This window comes from Corallococcus sp. CA054B (assembly GCF_003611625.1).
GTDB lineage: Bacteria > Myxococcota > Myxococcia > Myxococcales > Myxococcaceae > Corallococcus > Corallococcus coralloides.
This window is the reverse complement of record NZ_RAVY01000078.1, coordinates 20,219-39,688: the sequence shown is the minus strand read 5'-3', so window position 1 is coordinate 39,688 and position 19,470 is coordinate 20,219. Positions and strand designations below refer to the sequence as shown.

At 70.0% G+C, this 19,470-nt stretch carries 21 protein-coding genes; 14 read left to right on the top strand and 7 right to left on the bottom strand.

The annotated features are described in order from the left end of the window. The coding region (locus tag D7V80_RS20025; protein ID WP_120589665.1) for a hypothetical protein at positions 1 to 1,191 on the top strand (1,191 nt) is incomplete at its 5' end. A 98-nt stretch (positions 1,192 to 1,289) separates the two neighbouring features. Beyond that, positions 1,290 to 1,880 carry a hypothetical protein gene (locus D7V80_RS20020; RefSeq protein WP_120589664.1) on the top strand — a complete coding sequence of 197 codons (591 nt, stop codon included), beginning with the start codon at positions 1,290 to 1,292 and terminating at the stop codon, positions 1,878 to 1,880. Positions 1,881 to 1,887: 7 nt separating this feature from the next. Here the strand turns inward: D7V80_RS20020 and D7V80_RS20015 are convergent, their stop codons facing one another. Next, the gene (locus tag D7V80_RS20015; protein ID WP_233585526.1) at positions 1,888 to 3,492 is read right to left on the bottom strand and encodes a sigma 54-interacting transcriptional regulator; all 1,605 of its coding nucleotides are present in this window, start codon (positions 3,490 to 3,492) and stop codon (positions 1,888 to 1,890) included. 233 nt (positions 3,493 to 3,725) lie between these two features. Between D7V80_RS20015 and D7V80_RS20010 the strand changes: the two genes are divergently transcribed. From D7V80_RS20010 to D7V80_RS19995, 4 genes are all read left to right on the top strand, one after another. After that, on the top strand, positions 3,726 to 4,280 hold the full coding sequence (locus D7V80_RS20010; RefSeq protein WP_120589662.1) for a peroxiredoxin: 555 nt from the start codon (positions 3,726 to 3,728) through the stop codon (positions 4,278 to 4,280). Positions 4,281 to 4,286: 6 nt separating this feature from the next. Beyond that, positions 4,287 to 4,814: a carboxymuconolactone decarboxylase family protein gene (locus D7V80_RS20005; RefSeq protein WP_014394421.1), complete on the top strand. Its 528-nt coding sequence runs from the start codon at positions 4,287 to 4,289 to the stop codon at positions 4,812 to 4,814. Between the two features lie 113 nt (positions 4,815 to 4,927). After that, complete coding sequence (gene dps, locus D7V80_RS20000) at positions 4,928 to 5,410, top strand: DNA starvation/stationary phase protection protein Dps (protein ID WP_120589661.1); 483 nt, start codon at positions 4,928 to 4,930, stop codon at positions 5,408 to 5,410. A 50-nt stretch (positions 5,411 to 5,460) separates the two neighbouring features. Then, on the top strand, positions 5,461 to 6,735 hold the full coding sequence (locus tag D7V80_RS19995; protein ID WP_043321129.1) for a pyridoxal phosphate-dependent aminotransferase: 1,275 nt from the start codon (positions 5,461 to 5,463) through the stop codon (positions 6,733 to 6,735). Positions 6,736 to 6,760: 25 nt separating this feature from the next. Here the strand turns inward: D7V80_RS19995 and D7V80_RS19990 are convergent, their stop codons facing one another. Continuing rightward, positions 6,761 to 7,453: an SIMPL domain-containing protein gene (locus tag D7V80_RS19990; protein WP_120589660.1), complete on the bottom strand. Its 693-nt coding sequence runs from the start codon at positions 7,451 to 7,453 to the stop codon at positions 6,761 to 6,763. Between the two features lie 83 nt (positions 7,454 to 7,536). Between D7V80_RS19990 and D7V80_RS19985 the strand changes: the two genes are divergently transcribed. From D7V80_RS19985 to D7V80_RS19970, 4 genes are all read left to right on the top strand, one after another. Then, positions 7,537 to 8,787: an MFS transporter gene (locus D7V80_RS19985; protein ID WP_120589659.1), complete on the top strand. Its 1,251-nt coding sequence runs from the start codon at positions 7,537 to 7,539 to the stop codon at positions 8,785 to 8,787. 170 nt (positions 8,788 to 8,957) lie between these two features. Beyond that, positions 8,958 to 9,731, top strand: a complete 774-nt coding sequence (locus D7V80_RS19980; RefSeq protein ID WP_120589658.1) for a hypothetical protein — start codon at positions 8,958 to 8,960, stop codon at positions 9,729 to 9,731. 172 nt (positions 9,732 to 9,903) lie between these two features. Then, positions 9,904 to 10,656, top strand: a complete 753-nt coding sequence (locus D7V80_RS19975; protein ID WP_120589657.1) for a hypothetical protein — start codon at positions 9,904 to 9,906, stop codon at positions 10,654 to 10,656. A gap of 146 nt (positions 10,657 to 10,802) precedes the next feature. Next, positions 10,803 to 11,162: a GFA family protein gene (locus D7V80_RS19970; protein WP_120589656.1), complete on the top strand. Its 360-nt coding sequence runs from the start codon at positions 10,803 to 10,805 to the stop codon at positions 11,160 to 11,162. Positions 11,163 to 11,172: 10 nt separating this feature from the next. On the opposite strand, the gene D7V80_RS19965 is transcribed toward D7V80_RS19970, so the two are convergent. From D7V80_RS19965 to D7V80_RS19945, 5 genes are all read right to left on the bottom strand, one after another. Continuing rightward, positions 11,173 to 11,604 carry a hypothetical protein gene (locus D7V80_RS19965; protein WP_120589655.1) on the bottom strand — a complete coding sequence of 144 codons (432 nt, stop codon included), beginning with the start codon at positions 11,602 to 11,604 and terminating at the stop codon, positions 11,173 to 11,175. Positions 11,605 to 11,636: 32 nt separating this feature from the next. Further along, a complete protein-coding gene (locus tag D7V80_RS19960; protein WP_120589654.1) occupies positions 11,637 to 12,788 on the bottom strand; it encodes a zinc-dependent alcohol dehydrogenase in 1,152 nt (383 codons plus the stop codon). An 82-nt stretch (positions 12,789 to 12,870) separates the two neighbouring features. Continuing rightward, positions 12,871 to 13,557 carry a DNA-3-methyladenine glycosylase gene (locus D7V80_RS19955; protein ID WP_120589669.1) on the bottom strand — a complete coding sequence of 229 codons (687 nt, stop codon included), beginning with the start codon at positions 13,555 to 13,557 and terminating at the stop codon, positions 12,871 to 12,873. A gap of 64 nt (positions 13,558 to 13,621) precedes the next feature. Then, positions 13,622 to 14,110: a hemerythrin domain-containing protein gene (locus D7V80_RS19950; protein ID WP_120589653.1), complete on the bottom strand. Its 489-nt coding sequence runs from the start codon at positions 14,108 to 14,110 to the stop codon at positions 13,622 to 13,624. An 81-nt stretch (positions 14,111 to 14,191) separates the two neighbouring features. Next, complete coding sequence (locus D7V80_RS19945; protein ID WP_120589652.1) at positions 14,192 to 15,706, bottom strand: FAD-dependent oxidoreductase; 1,515 nt, start codon at positions 15,704 to 15,706, stop codon at positions 14,192 to 14,194. 227 nt (positions 15,707 to 15,933) lie between these two features. Between D7V80_RS19945 and D7V80_RS19940 the strand changes: the two genes are divergently transcribed. From D7V80_RS19940 to D7V80_RS19925, 4 genes are all read left to right on the top strand, one after another. Next, complete coding sequence (locus tag D7V80_RS19940; RefSeq protein ID WP_120589651.1) at positions 15,934 to 16,152, top strand: hypothetical protein; 219 nt, start codon at positions 15,934 to 15,936, stop codon at positions 16,150 to 16,152. Between the two features lie 331 nt (positions 16,153 to 16,483). Continuing rightward, entirely contained in the window at positions 16,484 to 18,271 is a 1,788-nt protein-coding gene (locus tag D7V80_RS19935) for a PAS domain-containing sensor histidine kinase (RefSeq protein WP_370452511.1), read from the top strand. Further along, the gene (locus tag D7V80_RS19930) at positions 18,268 to 18,678 is read left to right on the top strand and encodes a response regulator (RefSeq protein ID WP_120589649.1); all 411 of its coding nucleotides are present in this window, start codon (positions 18,268 to 18,270) and stop codon (positions 18,676 to 18,678) included. The genes D7V80_RS19935 and D7V80_RS19930 overlap by 4 nt, the downstream gene beginning before the upstream one ends. A gap of 30 nt (positions 18,679 to 18,708) precedes the next feature. After that, positions 18,709 to 19,467: a GvpL/GvpF family gas vesicle protein gene (locus tag D7V80_RS19925; protein ID WP_120589648.1), complete on the top strand. Its 759-nt coding sequence runs from the start codon at positions 18,709 to 18,711 to the stop codon at positions 19,465 to 19,467. Positions 19,468 to 19,470 lie beyond the last annotated feature (3 nt).

Genomic DNA, 19,470 nt, shown 5'->3' with positions numbered 1-19,470 from the left:
CCCCAGCAGGGCGGCCCGCGCCCCACGCCGGGCAGCTACCCCACCGCCGCGGACGTGGCGAACATCGCCGCGATGCAGGACCCCGTCGCGCGCAACCTGGCCATCACCCAGGGCTACCACGACCTGTCCGACGCCATGGGCACGCTCCTGGGCAAGGAGAACGCCAACTGGTCCACCTTCGCCACCTGGGCCTCGAAGCAGGCCGGCGTGAGCATCCGCCAGGAGGACATGCCCAAGGCCTTCGTGGACGTCCTCAAGGGCGGCGGCGTCGTGGGCGAGGCCATGTCCAAGGTGGACGACCTGATGCGCAAGCTGGGCCTGCCCGCCCTGCCCACCGGCGACATCGCCAAGGCCGGCGCGGACGCGCTCAACAACGTCAGCAAGGCCATTGGCGACGGCAACCAGTTCGTCTTCCGCGAGGTGGGCCACGAGTTCGCCCGCTTCGTGGAGACCTTCCAGGGTGACACCCAGCTGGACCCCGCGAAGCTCCAGAAGTACCTGGACGGCTTCCCCGCGGACAAGCCGCTGCTCAAGGACGCCTTCGGCACCTACGCGCAGGCCATGTTCGAGAAGGACCCGAACAAGAAGGCGGAGATGATGCTCCGGGCCAACGACACCGTGGGCCTGCACGAGCAGACCCAGCTCCAGGGCTTCGTGGAGAAGGCGCTCAACGCCCCGGTGAAGGAGGTCTTCGCCAACATCCTCAAGCAGAGCATCGAGGCGGGCGCCAACGCCCTGCCCTTCCCCGCCAACCTCGCCGCCAAGGCCGCCATCAAGACGGGCGCGGTGGACCTGGTCGTCAACCCGCTGGTGGACAAGCTGGCCGGCGTGTTCCGGGGCATCGCCACCGAGCACATGATGAAGCTCGCGGTGCCCGGCGGCGCGCTGAAGCTGGGCAACGACCTGCCGCCCCCCGCCGGCATGGAGTCCACGCTCTTCCCGCCGCACCTGCGCACCCTCGAGGATCCGAAGCTGAAGGAGCTGCTGGGCCGCCTGGACAAGACGCCCGACAGCCTCACGGGCACCGCCGCGAAGGACTGGAGCCAGCTGGACCAGCGGATGAACTACATCGTGGACCTCTTCCGCTCGCGCCAGTCGGATCCGCACCTCTTCGACCAGCCCTTCGGCAAGGAGGCCCACTATCCCGTGGCGCCTTCCCAGCCGCGCCCGGTCGCACCCGCGGTGTCGTAGGCCCCGCGCCCACCCATGGGGGGGAAGGCTCGCCGCCGTGAATTCGCGGCGGCGGGCTGCGTCCATCAAGGCATCCGACGCACTTGATGGAGCCCCCCATGTCGAAGTGGCTGCTGGCAACGATGGCGCTGTCCCTCCCGGTCCTGGCTCACGCAGGCGGTCCCCGCGGCAACAACCACGAGCAGGCCCGTGACCGGCAGGAGCTGCGGCAGGACGCGCGCGAGACCCGGGATGACCGTTACGACCTGCGCCAGGTGGAGTCGCTGCTCTCCCGGTACGACTCCGCCCGTGGCCGCTCGGCGCGCCGCGACCTGCTCCAGGTGGAAGAGGACGTGCGCCGCTACGTGGCGTCCGAGCTGAGCGAGACCCGCCGCGAGCTGGCCCAGGACAAGCAGGAAGCCCGCTCCAGCGCCCGCGAGGCGCGCTACGACAACAACCGCCGCGACGCCCGCCAGGACCACCGCGACGACGTGCGCGACGCCCGCCAGGAGTCCCGCGCGCTGCGGCAGACGCGCTCCATCTCCCAGGAGCTCAACAACCTCTACGGCCGGATGGACAGCGGGAGCCTCTCGCGCAAGCGCATGCTCATCGCCGACCTGGTCCAGCTGGCCCGCACCGAGACGGCGCAGAACCGCCAGGAGACGCGCGAGGACCGCCGCGAGGCCCGCGAGGACAGCCGCTGGCACTGACCTGGCATCACGCGTCCTCGGCGGCGGTGAAGCCCTCCAGCCGCTCGATGCCCAGCTTCTTCATCCGGCTCTGCAGCGTGGACGGCTTGAGCCCCAGCAGCGCCGCCGCGCCACCTTCACCGTAGACGCGGCCCCGGGTGAGCGTGAGCACCCGCAGGATGTGCTCACGCTGCACCGCCGCCAGCGTGGGCACCTTCGCCCCCGCGGGCAGCGGCGCCGGGGTCTCCTCCACCGCCGCCGAGCCCGACACCTCCCGCGCGCGCTCGCCGTTCGGCAGGTCGAAGGACTGCGCCGTCAGCTCCTGGCCGCGCGTGAGGATGGTGGCGCGCTCCAGCGCGTTCGCCAGCTCGCGCAGGTTGCCCGGCCAGTCGTAGGACGCCAGCCGCGTAAGCCCTGACGCCGACACCCGCATGCCCCGCCGGCCCGTGCGCTTCGCCTGCTCCTCCAGGAGGAACACGGTGAGCTGCGGCAGGTCCTCGCGCCGCTCGCGCAGGGGCGGCAGCCTCAAGGGGAAGACGCTCAGACGGTAGAAGAGGTCCTCGCGGAAGCGCTTCTGCGCGATGGCCTGGTGCAGGTCCACGTGCGTCGCCGCGAGGATGCGCACGTCCGCCCGCACCGTCTTGTCGCTGCCCACCGGCTCGAAGGCCTTCTCCTGGAGCGCGCGCAACAGCTTCGCCTGCAGCTCCACCGGCAGCTCGCCAATCTCATCCAGCAGCAGCGTGCCCCCGTGCGCCATCTGGAAGCGGCCCGCCCGGTCGCGGTTCGCGCCGGTGAAGGCCCCCTTCACGTGGCCGAACAGCTCGCTCTCCAGGAGGCCCGCCGGAATGGCCGCGCAGTTGAGCGACACGAAGGGCTGGTCCGCCCGCGCGCTCCAGCGGTGGATGGCCCGCGCCAGCCGCTCCTTGCCCGTGCCCGTCTCTCCCGTAATCAGCACCGGCGTGTCCGTCTCCGCCACCTGCCGCGCGCGGCGGGACAGGTCGCGCATCACCGGACTCAACGAAGTCTCCAGGATGCCTTCGGAGTCCCCGCCCAGCTGCGACTCCAGGAGCTTCGCGTGCTCGTGGTCCTGGCGGTGCAGCCGCTCCGCCGTCGCGCGCTGCTCCGCGCCCTGGAGCGCCGTGGCCAGCATCTGGCCGTAGACCTCCACCAGGTCCACCACCGGCTGCGCGTACGTCTCACACTGCGCGCGGTCCAGCGTCAGCACGCCGTAGCAGCGCTCCCCCGCGCACAGCGGCACCACCATGCACGAGTGGCCCGCCGGCAGGTCCAACACCCCGTCGAACGGGTCACCGTCCCCATGCGAGTGGTCCTCCTCCGTGAAGGCCCGCGCGCGCCGCGTCTCCAGCGCCTGCTTCAGGGACGGGAAGTCCGCCAGCTGCAGGGAATGCTTGCGCACCGCCTGGTTCGCGAGCGGGCCGCGCGCCGCCACCGCCTCCAGCCTTCCCTCTTTCAGAAGGAACAGCGTGGCCAGGTCGAAGGGCACCACGCGGGACACCCAGTCCAATCCCCGACGGAGCAGCTCTCCCACCCCCTCTTCGGTGGTTGCCAGCTCGACCAGCTCCCGAGCATCCTGCGTCACTTCCGGGTGGCGCCCCATCAGTTCATCCGGCATGTGTTACCGATAATAGCGGCCCACCGAAATTGCAGTGGCGAAAGGCACCGGGATTTCGTTATTCACCGACCCGGCGTCACCGTCCCGCAGGTGCAAGCATCAGGGGGAGCTGTAACCCTCTGGAATCACAGCAGTTGAAGCATTGGCACGGTGGCTGCTTTACCCCGTAGCAACTCACAACCTCTGGGGTGGACCACGGTGGCCCGCCCCCCATCCCCAAGGAGTTGAATCCCATGCTGACCGTTGGCGACAAGCTTCCGAACTTCAAGCTGAAGGGCACCGTGAGCCTGGAGAAGAACAAGGAGTTCCAGGAGATCACGAACGACACGTACAAGGGCAAGTGGACGGTCCTGTTCGCGTGGCCGAAGGACTTCACGTTCATCTGCCCGACGGAGATCGCGGAGTTCGGCAAGCACAACAAGGACTTCCAGGACCGCGACGCGCAGGTGCTGGGTCTGTCCACCGACAGCGAGTTCGTGCACCACGCGTGGCGCACGCACCACCCGGACCTGAAGAACCTGCCCTTCCCCATGCTGGCGGACATCAAGCGCGAGCTGTGCAGCGCGCTGGGCATCCTGCACAAGGAGGAGGGCGTGGCCCTGCGCGCCACGTTCATCGCGGACCCCGAGGGCATCATCCGCCACGTGTCCGTGAACGACCTGTCCGTGGGCCGCAACGTCAAGGAGACCGTCCGCACGCTGGACGCGCTCCAGACCGACGAGCTGTGCCCGTGCAACTGGCAGAAGGGTGAGGAGACGCTCACCTCCAAGCTGCAGAAGGCGGGGTAAGCACTCATGGCTTCGCTCGAAGTCGTCCGCAGCGAACTCGCGGACGCCCACAAGGACACCCGCCTCAACCTCTCCGCGGTCCTGGAGAGCACGACCCTCACCCCCGAGCAGCGCTGGGGGACGGCCGTGGCATGCGCCTTCGCCGCCCGGAACGAGCGGCTGAAGGAGGCCATGCTCAACGAGGCGAAGCAGGCACTGGGCGACAAGGCCACGCCGGTCATCGAGGACGCGCGTGCGGCGGCCTCGCTGATGGCGATGAACAACGTCTTCTACCGGTTCCGTCACATGATCGGGAAGGAGTCGTACGCGACCAAGCGGGCCGGGCTGCGGATGAACCGGCTGGCCCAGGTGCTGACCAACAAGGTGGACTTCGAGCTGGTCTGCCTCGCGGTCAGCGCCATCAACGGCTGCGAGATGTGCATCCAGTCGCATGAGAAGGTCGTGCTGGAAGGCGGCCTCTCCGAGGAGCACGTGCACGATGCGGTCCGCATCGCGAGCGTCATCCACGCGGCGGCGGTTGGACTGGAGTCCTAGTCCCTCCGTGGTTATCTCCAGGCTGTGACTGGCGCCCTCCGGTGGAAGACACCGGGGGGCGCTGTCTTTTCCATTTCGACGTCCCACCCTTCACCGAAAGGAACGTGTTCGTCATGGCCCTCTACAAGAGCCCGAGTCCCCTCTCCGAGCAGGCCCGCACCGCCATCGCCGCCACCCTCAACGAGCGGCTCGCGGACGGGTTGGACCTGCACTCGCAGATCAAGGTCGCCCACTGGAACATCAAGGGCCCGCAGTTCGCCGCGCTGCACCCGCTGTTCGAGACCTTCGCGGTGAGCCTGGCCAACCACAACGACTCCATCGCGGAGCGCGCGGTGACGCTGGGCGGGCGCGCGTACGGCACCAGCCGCCACGTGGGCAAGAGCAGCCGCCTGCCGGAGTATCCGCAGGAGACCTCGCGCGACCTGGAGCACGTGAAGCTCTTGGCCGAGCGCATCGAGGTGTACCTCAACGGCCTGCGTGAGAGCCGCGCGGCGGTGGAGGGCCACAAGGACACGGACACGGTGGACCTCTTCACCGGCATCATCACCGAGTTCGAGAAGCACGCCTGGTTCCTCCGGGCCTCCCTCGAAGGCTAGGGGCTGGCTGAAAGCTGCACCGAAGCAGGGGGCGCGCTAGCGTAAGGAGCGTGAGCGACAGCGTCCCCCTGCATGCGTTTCGCACCGTGCCCCGCACGGGCGTCATCTTCGTCACCGCCGAGGCCACGCGCCGCGGCTACCGTCCCGGCGACCCGGACTGGTGCAACCTGGGCCAGGGTCAGCCGGAGACGGGGGACCTGCCCGGCGCCCCGTCGCGCGTGCACTCGGTGACGGTGGACATGGCGGACCAGGAGTACGCGCCCGTCGCGGGCCTCTGGGAGGTGCGGGAGGCCATCGCGGGGCTCTACAACCGGCTCTACCGCAAGGGGATGCCCTCCCAGTACAAGGCGGAGAACGTCTGCCTGTCCGGCGGCGGCCGCGCGGCCCTCACCCGCGCCGCGGCGAGCCTGGGCCAGGTGAACCTGGGCCACTTCCTGCCGGACTACACCGCGTACGAAGAGCTGCTGGACGTCTTCAAGGCATTCACCGCCATCCCCATCCTGCTGGAGGGCGAGCGCGGCTACGCCTTCACGCACGACGACCTGCGCCGGGAGATTCAGGGACGCGGGCTGTCCGCGCTGCTCTTCTCCAACCCGTGCAACCCCACTGGCAAGCTGGTGCAGGGCGAGGAGCTGGCGCGGTGGGTGGGCGTGGCGCGCGAGCTGGAGTGCTCGCTGCTCATCGACGAGTTCTATTCGCACTACATCTGGACGGGCCGCCCGGGCGTGCTGCCGGTGGAGAGCGCCGCGCGGTACGTGGAGGACGTGAACCGCGACCCGGTCATCCTCTTCGACGGGCTCACCAAGAACTGGCGCTACCCGGGCTGGCGCATGACGTGGACGGTGGGGCCCAAGCAGGTCATCGACACGGTCTCCAGCGCGGGCAGCTTCCTGGACGGCGGCGGCAGCCGGCCCCTGCAGCGCGCGGCGATTCCGCTGCTCCAGGAGGACACGGTGGTGGCGGAGACGCGCGCCATCCACCACACGTTCCGGGAGAAGAGAGACAGGTTCCACTCCCGGCTGGAGCGGCTGGGCATCCGCACGGACCGCGCGCCGGACGGGACGTTCTACGTCTGGGGCAACCTGTCCGGGCTGCCCGCGCCGCTCAACGACGGCATGGCCTTCTTCCGCGCAGCGCTGGAGCACCAGGTCATCACCGTGCCCGGCGAGTTCTTCGACGTGAACCCCGGCAAGCGCCGCGCGCGGGCGTCGCGCTTCCGCAACTACGTGCGCCTGTCCTTCGGCCCGTCGTGGGAGACCCTGGACAAGGCGCTCCAGCGGCTGGAGGCGCTCGTGCTCCAGCACACGCCCGGCGCCATGCCGTGAAGTGGAAGCGCCGGCCCCGAGCGGCTCAGGACTCGGGGGCCGGGTGCGACTGGAACTCCGCGGTGGCCATCACGTGCACCTTCTTGCGGTGGGACACGGGGAAGCCTGGCGCGGCCGTCCGCTTCACGCTGTAGCCGCCGGACGGGGCCATGGGCATCACGTCCTCCGCCCCGCCGCCGTAGCCCCCGCCCCTTGCACCGAAGGCCTGTGACTCCCAGGTGCGCTCGGAGAAGCGGTGCAGCCCGGCCAGCGTCACGCCCAGCCCGGCCGCCACGCGGCGCGCCTTCTTCACCGACTCGCGGGCCAGCGCCTCCAGCCAGTCCTGCCGGGCCTCCGGTTCGTGCGTGTAGCCCCAGCGCAGCTCGCGCAGCGTCGCCTGCTTCATGCCGGACAGCGCGGCGAGCACGTCCCCCACCCGGGCCATGTCCACCAGGCGGATGCGCACCGTGTAGAGGGCGGACGAGGAGCGCGTGAGCAGCCCCTCCTGGGTCTCCGCCTGCACCGACTGGAGGGTGAAGGCCGTGGCCGGCACGCCCAGGTCCTCCATGAGGCGCACCAGCGCGGCCACCTCCTTCGCGTTGGCGAAGGCCGCGTTGCCGGTGAAGAACGAGGACGCCTTCACGTCCACCACCGCGTCCACGTGGTCCGCCTCCAGCTCGTGCTCGGCGGACAGCTCCACGACGATGATTCCCGACTCGGTTGCGGCTCGCTCCGGCATGCGGCTCCCTGGGCCTTGACTGGAACAGCGAGTATAGGCCCGCGACGGACACCGGAGGGCGCGCCTATGCTCCGGCCACGACCATGCGACGCATCCCGTCCCGGCTGTGGCTGTTGTGCGCGCTGTACTTCGTGCAGGGGCTGCCCTTCGGCTTCCAGGTGACGGCGCTGCCCGTCTACCTGCGCACGCGCGGCGTGTCCCTGGCCGCGCTGGGCTTCGCGGGCGCGCTGTCCCTGCCGTGGATGCTCAAGGCGCTGTGGGCCCCGCTGGTGGACCGCTATGGCTCCGCGCGCGTGGGGCGCAGGCGTTCGTGGATATTGCCCATGCAGGCGGGGCTCGCCATCGCGTGCGCGGGGGCGGCCTTCGCCGCGGGGCAGGACTCGCTGCCGCTGCTGTTGGGCCTCATCTTCGTGATGAACCTCTTCGCCGCGACGCAGGACATCGCGGTGGACGGCTTCGCGGTGGACCTCTTGCGTCCGGAGGAGCTGGGCCTGGGCAACACCGCGCAGGTGGTGGGCTACAAGCTGGGCATGCTCACCGGCGGTGGGCTCCTGGTGTGGGCCAGCGCGAGCATCGGTTGGTCCGGGCTGTTCCTCGTCATGTCGGCGCTGTGCCTGACCGTCTTCACCGTCGTCCTCTTCGTGCGCGAGCCGCCTCCGCGCGAAGCCGAAGGCCCGGAGTCACCGAAGCTGGACTGGCCCGCGCTGCTCGCGCGCATCAAGTCCGCGCTCACCGTGCCCGGCACCGGGTGGCTCCTGCTCTTCATCGGCACGTACAAGCTGGGCGAGACGATGTCCGACGTCCTCTACAAGCCCTTCCTCGTGGACGCGGGCTTCACGCCAGCGCGCATCGGCCTGTGGGTGGGCACGTGGGGCACCGCCGCGTCGCTCCTGGGGTCCATGTGCGGGGGACTGCTCGCCGCGCGCCTGCCGCTCTTGCGCGCGGTGGCCCTCACCGGAGCGCTGCGCCTGTTGCCGCTCGCGGGGCGGTGGCTGCTCACCCAGGCCGGCGTCAGCGACGCGGGCGTGCTGGGCGTCACGCTCACCGAGGAGTTCTTCGGCGGCGCGCTCACCACGGTGATGTTCGCGTTCATGATGTCGCGCACGGACCGGAGAATCGGCGCCACGCACTACACGCTCCTGGCCAGCGTGGAGGTCGCGGGCAAGGCGCCCGCCGGGCCGCTGGCGGGCCTGCTCGCGGATCCGAGGTACGGCAACCTGGGCTACGGGAACATGTTCCTCCTGGGCGTCGCGCTGTCCGCCGCGTTCCTCGCGCTGCTCGCGCCGCTTCGCCGCAACGCGTCCACGACCCCGGCCGCGCAGCCCGCATCGTGAAAGATTCCAGGCTCGCGACACGCTCCTTCACAGACATGTCACGAGCGCGCGTGTCACCGGAACCTCACGCGAGCCGTGTCAGGCGGGCGTGGTACTGGCCAACGCGTCGTTCGCGGTTCTCCCCCCTTGAACGCGCGCCCGAGTCACGGGCCGCGAATGAAGAGGTCCTCATGAAGACCCTGTCGATGACGTCGCTCGTGGGCGCTCTGATGCTGCTCTCCGCCCCGGCGTTCGCCACCTCCACCACCAGCATCCCCGCCTTCGAGGCGAGCATCACCGCCGCGAAGAGCCCCACCAGCCCCGGCGGCGCGACCATCCTGCGCTCGGAGATCCGGACCGCGCTGGACGCGTTCCTCAATGACACCGGTTACCCCACGGGCGTGGACACCGCCGAGCGCGCCTACCTCACCACGCGCCTCAACGACACGCCCTTCCAGCAGTCGCTGACGGGCACCGCGGCGAAGTACTTCGCGGACTTCTACGAGCTGAACGACGCCACCACCCCGGCCTCCCAGTGGGCCCTGAACCCCGTGGCCCAGACGCCCGCGTCGCTGTACGGCGCCACCGGTCCGCTGGCCTATTCCTCCACCATCCGCGAGGGCTTCATCCCCAACAGCCAGGGCGTGGTGGCCAACCAGTTCATCCTGACGGAGGCGTTCAGCAGCTTCGGTCCGCAGGCCGGCCACTTCGAGCCCATCACCGTGAAGGAACTCCTCGCGCTCCTGAGCGGGCACACCGTGTCCGGCACGCCGACGGTGGACGAGGTGGAAGGCGCCCTGGCCTACATCACGGCGATTTCGCGCAACAGCAACCGCCTCTACTACACCACCTGGAGCTGCCGGGGCTGCGGCGCGCCGGGCTACACGGCCGGCTACGCCATCGCGGCGGTGAGCACGGACCGCCGCTTCGTGCGGATGGTCAACGTGATGACCGCCTCTGACTGAGGCTGAAGCACCGCCGTCGTGAAAGATTGCAGGCCCGTGACACGCACCATCATGGGCGTGTCACGGGCCTCGCGTGTCTTTGGAACCTCACGCGAACCGTGTCAGGGGGGCGTGGTACTCGCCAGCGCGCTGTTCGCGGTTCTCCCCCTTCCCCTGGATGAAGAGGTTTCCCATGAAGACCCTGTCGATGAAGTCGCTGGTGGGCGCCCTGATGCTGCTCTCCGCTCCGGCGTTCGCTGACTCCACCACCAGCATCCCTGCCTTCGAGGCGAGCATCACCGCCGCGAAGAGCCCCAGCAGCCCCGGCGGCACGACCATCCAGCGCTCGGAGATCCGCAACGCGCTGGACGCGTTCCTCAACGACATTGGCCTCGGCGTGGACAGCGCCGAGCGCGCCTACCTCACCACCCGCCTCGGCGACACGGCGTTCCAGCAGTCCATGACGGGCACCGCGGCGAAGTATTTCGCGGACTTCCACGAACTGAACGACGCGACCTTCACGGGCTACCCGCTGAACCTGTACCCCGTCGCCCAGACGCCCGCGGTGCTGTTCGGCGCCACCGGCTCGTTCGCTTCCGCGCGCATCTACGAGGGCTACATCCCCAACGGCCAGGGCGTCGCCAACCAGCAGACGCTGGGCGAGGCGTTCAGCAACGCCTTCGGTCCGCAGGCCAGCGATTTCGAGCCCATCACCGTGCGGGAGCTCATCGGGCAGCTCAGCGCGTACAGCTACAACGTGGACGAGGTGGAGGGCGCGGTGGCCTACATCACGCAGATTTCGCGCAACAGCAACCGGCTCTACCGGACGGGCTGGAGCTGCCGCGGGTGCGGCGCGCCGGGCTACACGCAGGGCTTCACCATCGCGGCGGTGAGCTCGGACCGCCGCTTCGTGCGGATGATGTCCGTGACGACGTACGCGGACTGACGTGACGCACCGCCGCAAGCGCGCGGGGGCGTCACCTGCGCGCTTGCGGTCCCCGCCGCCTCCGTTCATTGATGCGCGTCACACGCACCGGGTGGGCGGAACACCTGCTCCGGCCCGGGCATCACGCAGCAACCGGAGGAAGCACCATGGCGGAGATGAAGACGTATACGGGTGGCTGCCACTGTGGACAGGTCCGCTACGAGGCGACCACGGACCTGGCGCAGGTGGTGAGCTGCAACTGTTCCATCTGCCACAAGCTTGGCGCGGTGCTGACGTTCGTCCCGCCGGAGCAGTTCAAGTCCCTCTCCGGCGCGGACACGGTGAAGACCTACCAGTTCAACAAGAAGGTCATCAACCACCTGCACTGCCCCACCTGCGGCGTGCAGTCCTACTCCACCGGCAAGGGCCCGGACGGCAAGCAGATGTTCGCCATCAACCTGCGCTGCGTGGACGGCGTGGACCTGTCCACCCTCAACCCCTTCCCCTACAACGGCCGGGACGCGTAGGGCCCGCTTCTTACGCCCGGCGGACGCGCCAGATCAGGCCCCCTGCGAGGAGGGCCGCCGCGGAAGGAGCGGCCCACGGAAGGGACCTCCTGAGCCGGTGCTCCCAGACGTCCACCCGGTCCGCCAGGAGCAGCAGCATCCAGTGGCCGGGCTTGTGGTCCGGCTTCGCGTAGGCCGCCTTTCGCAAGAGGCCGCTCAGCCCCTTCGGAGGCTGGGCGGTGCCGAACACCGGCGGCATCTGCTTGCGGCCGGCGTGCTTGAACACCGGCACCTCCGCGTGCTGATGCGCGATGGGCACGCGCGCACCCGCCAGCGGCTTCGGCGCCGTCTCCATGGGGACGCCCGGGCGGTTGGCGGGGTCCTGGTCCACGGCCTGCGGCGCCTTCGCCTTTGAGTGGCCGTTCTTCGCGCGGCTCGGTTTCCGCGTCGTCTTCTGGGGCATGACGTGCCTCCTGTGATGGCGAGTGGTGTCTGTCAGGCGTGGCCGTGCGGCATGAGCACGCACTTCACGCACCCGTCCCGCTTCTGCGCGAACAGGTGGTAGGCGTCCGGCGCCTGCTCCAGCGGGAAGCGGTGGGTGATGATGCCCTTCGCGTCGATGCGGCCCTTCTGGATGTGCTCCAGGAGGTGCGGCATGTACCGGCGCGTGTTCGCCTGGTTCATGCGCAAGGTCAGCCCCTTGTTCATCGCGGTGCCAATGGGGACGAAGTTCCACGGCGGCCCGTACACGCCGATGATGGAGACGTTGCCGCCCTTGCGCACGGTGTTGATGCACCACTCGATGACGGTGGGCGCGCCCGCCTCCAGCTTCAGCCCCAGGCCCAGCACGCGGTGCGCGCGAGAGCCTTCAGCCTCCATGCCCACCGCGTCGATGCAGACGTCCGGGCCGCGGCCCTCGAACAGCTCCTTCAGGTGCAGGACGATGTCGCCCACTTCCTTGAAGTTCACCGTCTCCACGTTGGCGAACTTGCGCGCGAACTCCAGGCGGTACGGCACGTGGTCCACCGCCACCACGCGGCCCGCGCCCATCAGCCACGCGGACTTCATGGCGAAGAGGCCCACCGGGCCCGCGCCGAAGACCACCACGGTCTCGCCGCCCTTGATTTCGCCCATCTCCGCGGCCTGGTAGCCGGTGGGCAGGATGTCGGAGAGGAAGAGGACGGACTCGTCATCCATGTCGTCCGGAATCTTCATGGGCCCCACGTCCGCGAAGGGCACGCGCACGTACTCCGCCTGCCCGCCGTCGAAGCCGCCCGTGGTGTGCGAGTAGCCGTAGACGCCGGAGGCCACGTCGCTGCCGGGGTTGCTGTTCTCGCAGTTCCCGGTGAGGCCGCGCTGGCAGTAGAAGCAGGTGCCGCAGGAGATGTTGAAGGGCACCACCACGCGGTCGCCCTTCTTCAGCTGCGCCACCTCCTTGCCCACCTCCTCCACCACGCCGGTGAACTCGTGGCCGAAGGTGCAGCCCACGCGCGTGTCCGGCACCAGGCCGTGCAACAGGTGCAGGTCCGAACCGCAGATGGCGGCGCGGGTGACCTTGAGGACCACGTCCTGCGGGTGCTCGATGCGGGGGTCGGGCTTCTGCTCCACCTGGACGCGGTAGGGGCCCTGGTACGTGAGTGCGCGCATGCGGGGTGATTCCTCCGTCCCTTACGGGTGAGGACGCCCGAGCGCCAAGGCAAGGCACGGTGCGCTCCCGGCCCCTGTCCGGCTAGCTGCCCTCCGGCGGGGCGAAGGTGCCCACGGGCTTGTCCGCCGCCCGCCACAGGTACCAGCTCACCACGCTGCGATAGGGCCGCCAGCGCTCGCCGTACGCCAGCAGCGCCTTGGGCTTGGGCTGCTCCTTCAGGCCATGCAGCACCATGAAGCCCTTGCGCACGCCGTAGTCATCCACGGGGAGGATGTCCGGCCGCCCCAGGCGGAAGATGAGCAGCATCTCCACGGTCCACTGGCCAATGCCGCGCACCTGCGTGAGGTGCTCGATGAGGTCCGCGTCGGACATGCGGCGCACGCGCGCGAGCGGCGGCACCGTGCCGTCCACCGTCTTGCGCGCCAGGTCCTGGATGGCCAGCAGCTTGTTCGCGGACAGCCCGGCCTCGCGCAGCGTGGCGTCCGGGAGCGCGAGCAGCTTCTGGGGCGTGAAGCCCTTGCCCTGCCCCACCCGCTCGCAGACGCGGCCGAAGATGGTCGCCGCCGCGCGGCCGTGGAGCTGCTGGTAGACGATGGAGTGCGCCAGCGCCTCGAAGGGGCTGTGCAGCGGGCTCCGCTCGAAGCGGAACGGGCCAATCGTCTTGAAGAGCGTGCCCAGGATGGGATCCGCGCGCACGAGGGCGCGGCGCGCGGCGGGTGTGAAGGCATCCGGCAGCAACACGGGGGCGGAGACAGGAGCGCGCGGCATGGGCCGCATGCTGCCCGGCCCCACGCCACGCGGGAAGCCCCCGTGCTGCTTCGGACGCGGCGCGCTAGATGGGCGCGGCGTGCTCCGTCTCCTCGGGCACGTCGTTGCGCGGCTCGCCCTCCATCAGGGTGTCGTATTCCTCCTCCAGCTGGATGCCCAGGTCCTCGAGCTGATCCTTGCTGAGGATCTTCCGCGCCGCCTTGAAGAGGTCCTTCTCCTCCTCCTCGACGTGGTGCTCCACCTGCTCCTGGAGGACCTTCATCTTCGCGTCGAACTCCTCGTCGGAGGGCTCCATGTCCAGGAGGTCCGCGATGAGGCGCTTGACGGCGAGGTGCTCCTCCACGGCCTCGCGCAGCTCGTCCTCCGTGTCGTCCTTCTTGATAGCCGGATACAGGTACAGCTCTTCAATCTTCGCGTGCGCGCCCAGCCGGTCGGCGATCTGCTCGAACAGCGCCTGGCGCTCTTCGTCCGCGTGATCCGCCAGCTTCTCGTACTTCTTGAAGAGCTTGGAGACCTCTTCGTGCTGCTGCTTGATCAGCTCCAACGCGTTCATTCCCCTGCCCCCTGAATGAAGTGGATGTGCAGATAGATGGGGGTGGGCCCGCCCGAATGGAAGCCCACCCACACACACTTCTCACTTCACCGGCAGCTTGCGCGACGGCAGGTCCTTCACCGCGGGGCCGTTGAGCACGCGGCCGGTGGGGCTGAAGCGGCCGCCGTGGCAGGGGCAGTCCCAGGAGCGCTCCGCGTTGTTCCAGTGCACGTGGCAGCCCAGGTGCGTGCACACGGGGGACACGGCGTGCGGCGTGCCGTCCTCCTCGCGGTACACGGCCACCTTGCGGCCCTCCACCTCCAGGATCTTCCCCTCGCCCGGCGCCACGTCCGCCAGGTGGTGGCCGTCCGGCTTGGACAGCCGGTCCGCGACGAAGCGGAAGGCCACCTCCGCGTTCTCCTGGATGAAGTCCCTGGCGCCGGCCTTGGGCTTCACGCGGCCCGCGTCGTACAGCGCGGCGTAGGGGTTCTCGTTGCCGAGGATGAGGTCCGACACCACCATGCCCGCGAGCGTGCCGAACGTCATGCCCGTGCCGGAGAAGCCCGTGGCCACGTACACGTGGCGGCTGCCCACGTTGCGGCCGATATAGGGCAGGCCGTCCGCGGGCTCGATGACCTGGCCGGACCAGCGGTGGGTGATGCGCTTCACGGGGAAGCGGTCGCGCGTGTACGCCTCCAGCGCGGCGAAGCAGGAGGTGGTGTCCTCCTCGCTGCCGACCTTGTGGTCCTCGCCGCCCACGATGACGTAGGGCACGCCGTCCACCTGCTGCGTGCGGATGTAGTGGTACGGGTCGCGGCTGTCGTAGTACTGGCCCGGCTCCAGCGGCCCCTCCAGCGGGGCCGCCACCGAGTAGGTGCGGTACGGGTAGAGCTTGGTGTGCATGGCCACGCGGTTGAGCGGCGTGGTGGTGGCCTCCACCACGGACTGCGCCGTCACGGTGCCTCCTTCCGTGACGACGCGGCAGGGCGTGCCGTCATGGATGTCCACGACCTTGGTGTTCTCGAAGAGGTGGCAGCCGCCACCCGGGATGCGGTCCGCGAGCGCGAGCAGGTACTGCCGCGGGTGGAACACCGCCTGGTCCTCCACGCGCAGCGCGCCCTTCACGGGGAAGGGCAGCGGCACCTGCTTGGTGAAGGTCGCGAGCAGTCCCGCCTGCCTGGCGGCGGACACCTCGTGCACCAGCTCGCGCAGCTCGGCGTCCGTCTCCGCGTAGCGGTAGCCCGGCACGCGGGTGAAGCCGCAGTCGATGGCGAGCGTCTCCACCAGGGACGCAATCTGTTCGATGGCGGCGCGGCTGGACGACGCGGCCAGGTGCGCGCCCTTCTCCCCGAAGTCCTTCAGGAGCGTGGTGTACGGCGTGTCCAGCAGCTCCGTGAGGTGCGCGGTCGTCTGTCCTGTCTGGCCGGAGAGGACGCGGTGCATCTCCAGCACGGCCACCTTCTTGCCGGCACGCTTGAGCAGCCAGGCGGCCGTCAGGCCCGCGATGCCCCCACCGATGATGGCCACATCCACTTCCAGGTCGCCCGGCAGGGAGGGGAAGTCCCGGGGAGGCGTCGTCACGGTCCAGAGGGATTTGTGCTGGCGCTCGTCGTTCATGCTGGAAGGCTAGGAATGCGCCTCCCAGGGCATAAGCCACGCCTGCCGAGCCCCGCCCGGCCGGCTGCCCAGCGTCAGGTGTACGCGACCCAACAGAGCTTCGCCCCGGGTGTTGGTCAGTCAGGGGCCGGGCGTGAACGGGGCTGGGGTGTGACGTCGCCAGCGCGTTAGAACGGCCCCTGGACCCGAAGGTCCGCGCCGGGCGGACCCAAGGAGCATGCGCGAAAATGCCCGTGGAACGCGTGGCTGGTGGGGCCAGCCTGGTGGACGTGCTGGACCGCCTGCTGGACAGGGGGTTGCGCTTCGACACGCCGGCCCTGGAACTCCTGGGCCGGGCCTCTCCTTTGGATGGAGAGGCGCGCATCGTGGTGGCATTCTCGGAGGTCCGCACCGCAGACTCGCCGGAGCGCGGCAGTTCGCCGCGTCCCCCTTCACCCGGAGCGTAAGGTCGTGGCGTCCCCAGCCCCGCTGCCCCCCGCCGAAGTCGATCCCGGGGCGCGCCTCGTGCTCGCCGAGCACCTGCTCGCCTGCGAGTCCGCCGTCGCCTGTGCGCGAGCGGTCGTGGAGTGGCTCGCGCGCAGACATGGCGCCCCCACCGCCTGTGTCGGGCCGGGGGATGGCGCGGGTGCGTCCGCGTGCCTGGCCAGTGAAGGGCTGACGGGAGCGCAGCAGGCCGCGCTGGCCCGGGCGTGGGACGCGCCGGGTTCGCCGCTCGCTGGCTTCCGGAACCGGCCCGGGGCGCGGTGGCTGGCGGCGGACGCGGTGGAGGGCGCGGCGATGCCGGGCGGGTTCCTCGCGGTGCCGCTGGGCCGCTCCGGAGCGCCCGCGGCCGCCCTGCTGGTGGTGGGGCTGCCCGGCCCGGCCGTGCCGGAGGACGTGGCGTGGGTGGCGTCGTGCGCGGGGCCGCCCATGGCCCGGCAGCTGGCCTCGGATGCGCGGGCGCCGCGCCGTCCGGAGCCGGACCGGCTGCTTCGCCGGGTCATCAACGCGGTGTCGGACCCCGTGCTGCTCACGGACACGGAGGGCACGCTGCTCTTCGCCAACGCCCGCGCGGAGGGCCTGCTGGTGGCGGGCCCGGACGCAAGCCCCGGCCGCACGCGGGCGGTGGAGCTGAATCAGCGCCTGTTCCGGGAGACGCTCGCGCAGGGCGGCATGTCCGTGAACCGGCGCGAGATGTCGCTGGTGGATCCGCTGGAGGGCATGGACCTGCTCTTCGAACTGGCCACCACGCCGGTGCTGGCGCCGGACGGGCCGTCCGTGGTGGTGAGCGTGCTGCGCAACCTGACGGACCTGGGCCGCGCCACGCAGGCCCTGGGAGAGAGCTACCGGCAGCTGCGCGCCACGGAGCGCGAGGCCCGCAGCGAGCGCCACCGCCTGGACCGGGTGCTGGACTCGGTGGCGGACCCCATCATCCTGACCGACCCCGCGGGCGGCATGGTGATGATGAACGACCCGGCCGAGCGCCTCTTCGCCTGGCCTCACGAGGAAGGCAACGGCGGCGAGGCCACGCTGCGCCGGGTGCGCTCCAACGACGCCCTCTTCGCGTCCTTCCTGGCGAACCTGCTGGGGCCGGTGAACGCGGGCGTGTCGCGCTGGAAGAGCCAGCTGACGCTGGACGACCCGGACACCGGCGCGCCCGTGCCCATGGAGGCCATGGCCAACAAGGTGCTGGGCGACGGGGGCGAGCTGACGGGCATCGTCACCGTGTTCCACGACCGCACGGAGGTGCTGGAGCGGGCGCGGCTCTTGGAGCGCGTGAAGGAGGTCTCCAGCGAGCTGGAGGCACGCGTGCAGTCCGCCACCGCGGAGCTGGCGGAGCAGAACGAGAAGCTGCGCCGGCAGGCCATCCAGCTGGAGCAGGCGAGCGCGGCCAAGTCGCAGTTCCTGGCCAACATGTCGCATGAGTTCCGCACGCCGCTCAACGCCATCCTCGGCTACACGAACATGCTCCTGCAGGGCGTGTCCGGAGAGATGACGCCGCCGCAGCGAAGGAACCTCACGCGCATCGACTCCAACGGGCGGCACCTGTTGGAGGTCATCAACGAGATATTGGACATCACCCGCATCGAGGCGGGGCGGATGCCGCTGCACCTGTCGGACTTCGGCATCCCGGAGCTGCTCCAGGAGGTGATGGCGGAGATGGACCCCATCATCGCGCGCAGCAAGCTGACAGTGGACACGCGCCTGGATGAAGGGCTGCCGGGGGTGTGGAGCGACCGACAGAAGGTGAAGCAGATCGTCCTCAACCTGTTGTCCAACGCGCTGAAGTTCACGCACGAGGGCGGCGTGCACGTGGCGGCGGAGTATCAGAACGCCACCGGCACCGTGGCCATCTCGGTCAAGGACACAGGCATCGGAATCGACGTGTCGAACCAGGAGAAGATCTTCGAGGACTTCCAGCAGGTGGACAGCTCGCCCACGCGTGCCTATGGGGGAACGGGCCTGGGCCTGTCCATCTGCCGTCGCCTGGCGGCGATGCTGGGGGGACGCGTCTCCCTCCAAAGTGCGCCGGGCCAGGGTTCGACCTTCACCCTGCACTTTCCAAGACGTGCGAGACGGACATGACGAACACCCCGGAAAAGACAAAGCCGCTCGTGCTGGTGGTGGACGACTACCAGGATGCCCGGGAGATGTACGCGGAGTACCTGGAGTTCTCCGGCTTCCGCGTGGCGGAGGCGAAGAACGGCCAGGAGGCGTTGGACAAGGCCTTCGAGCTGGTGCCGGACGTCATCCTGATGGACCTGTCGCTGCCGGTGATGGACGGCTGGGAGGCGACGCGCCGGCTGAAGGGCGACTCGCGCACCAAGGCCATCCCGGTGGTAGCGCTCACGGGGCATGCGCTGAAGGGCCACTCGGAGGATGCGAACGAGGCCGGGTGTGACGCGTACGTCACCAAGCCGTGCCTGCCGGACGCGCTGGTGGACCAGGTGAAGAAGATGATCGCCCGGCGCGAGGCGGCATCCGCGCGCTGAAAGCCGCATCCGTATGGAGGGGGCCACGTCATGACGACGAAGACCCAGGGGGAGTCCTCGCGCGAGGAGCGGGCGCATTACCTCTACGGCATCGTGCGCGAGGACGGCGGAGGGGTGCCGGAGCTCGCGGGGTTGGGCGATGCCCCGGTGCGACTGGTGCGCGAGGGAGGCCTCGCGGCGCTGGTGTCCGACGTGGCGGGCCCGAGGGCGGTGCCCACGCGAGCGAACCTGCTGATGCACCAGCGCGTCACGGAGGCCGTGGTGCGCGAGCACACGCTGGTGCCGGTGGCCTTCGGGACGGTGCTGCCGTCGGAGGAGCGCGTGCGGGAGCTGCTGCGCGTGGCGCGCGCACAGCTGAGCCGGGCGCTGTCCGAGCTGGAGGGCCGGGTGGAGCTGGGGCTGAAGGTGTACGGCCACGGCGACGCGCTGACGCGCCGGTTGCTGGAGGCGCGGCCGGAGCTGGCGCGCGGCCCCGGCGAGCTCGAGGAGGACCACGAGACGCGGCTGGAGGCGGCGCTGCACGACTGCACCCGGAAGGACCTGGACGGGCTGAAGGCGGGCTTGCGGCCGTTGGCGGAAGCGGCGCATGAAGCGCCGCCGCTGGGTGAGCGGATGATGCTCAACGCGGCCTGGCTGGTGGACCGCACGCGGGTGGCCGCGTTCGAGGCGCGGGTGCAGTCGCTGGTGGCGCGGCTGGACGCGTACACGTTCCGGTTCACGGGGCCGTGGCCGGCCTACAGCTTCGTGGACGTGCGGCTGGACGTGGAGCCGGCGTCCACCGCGCCGTGAGCC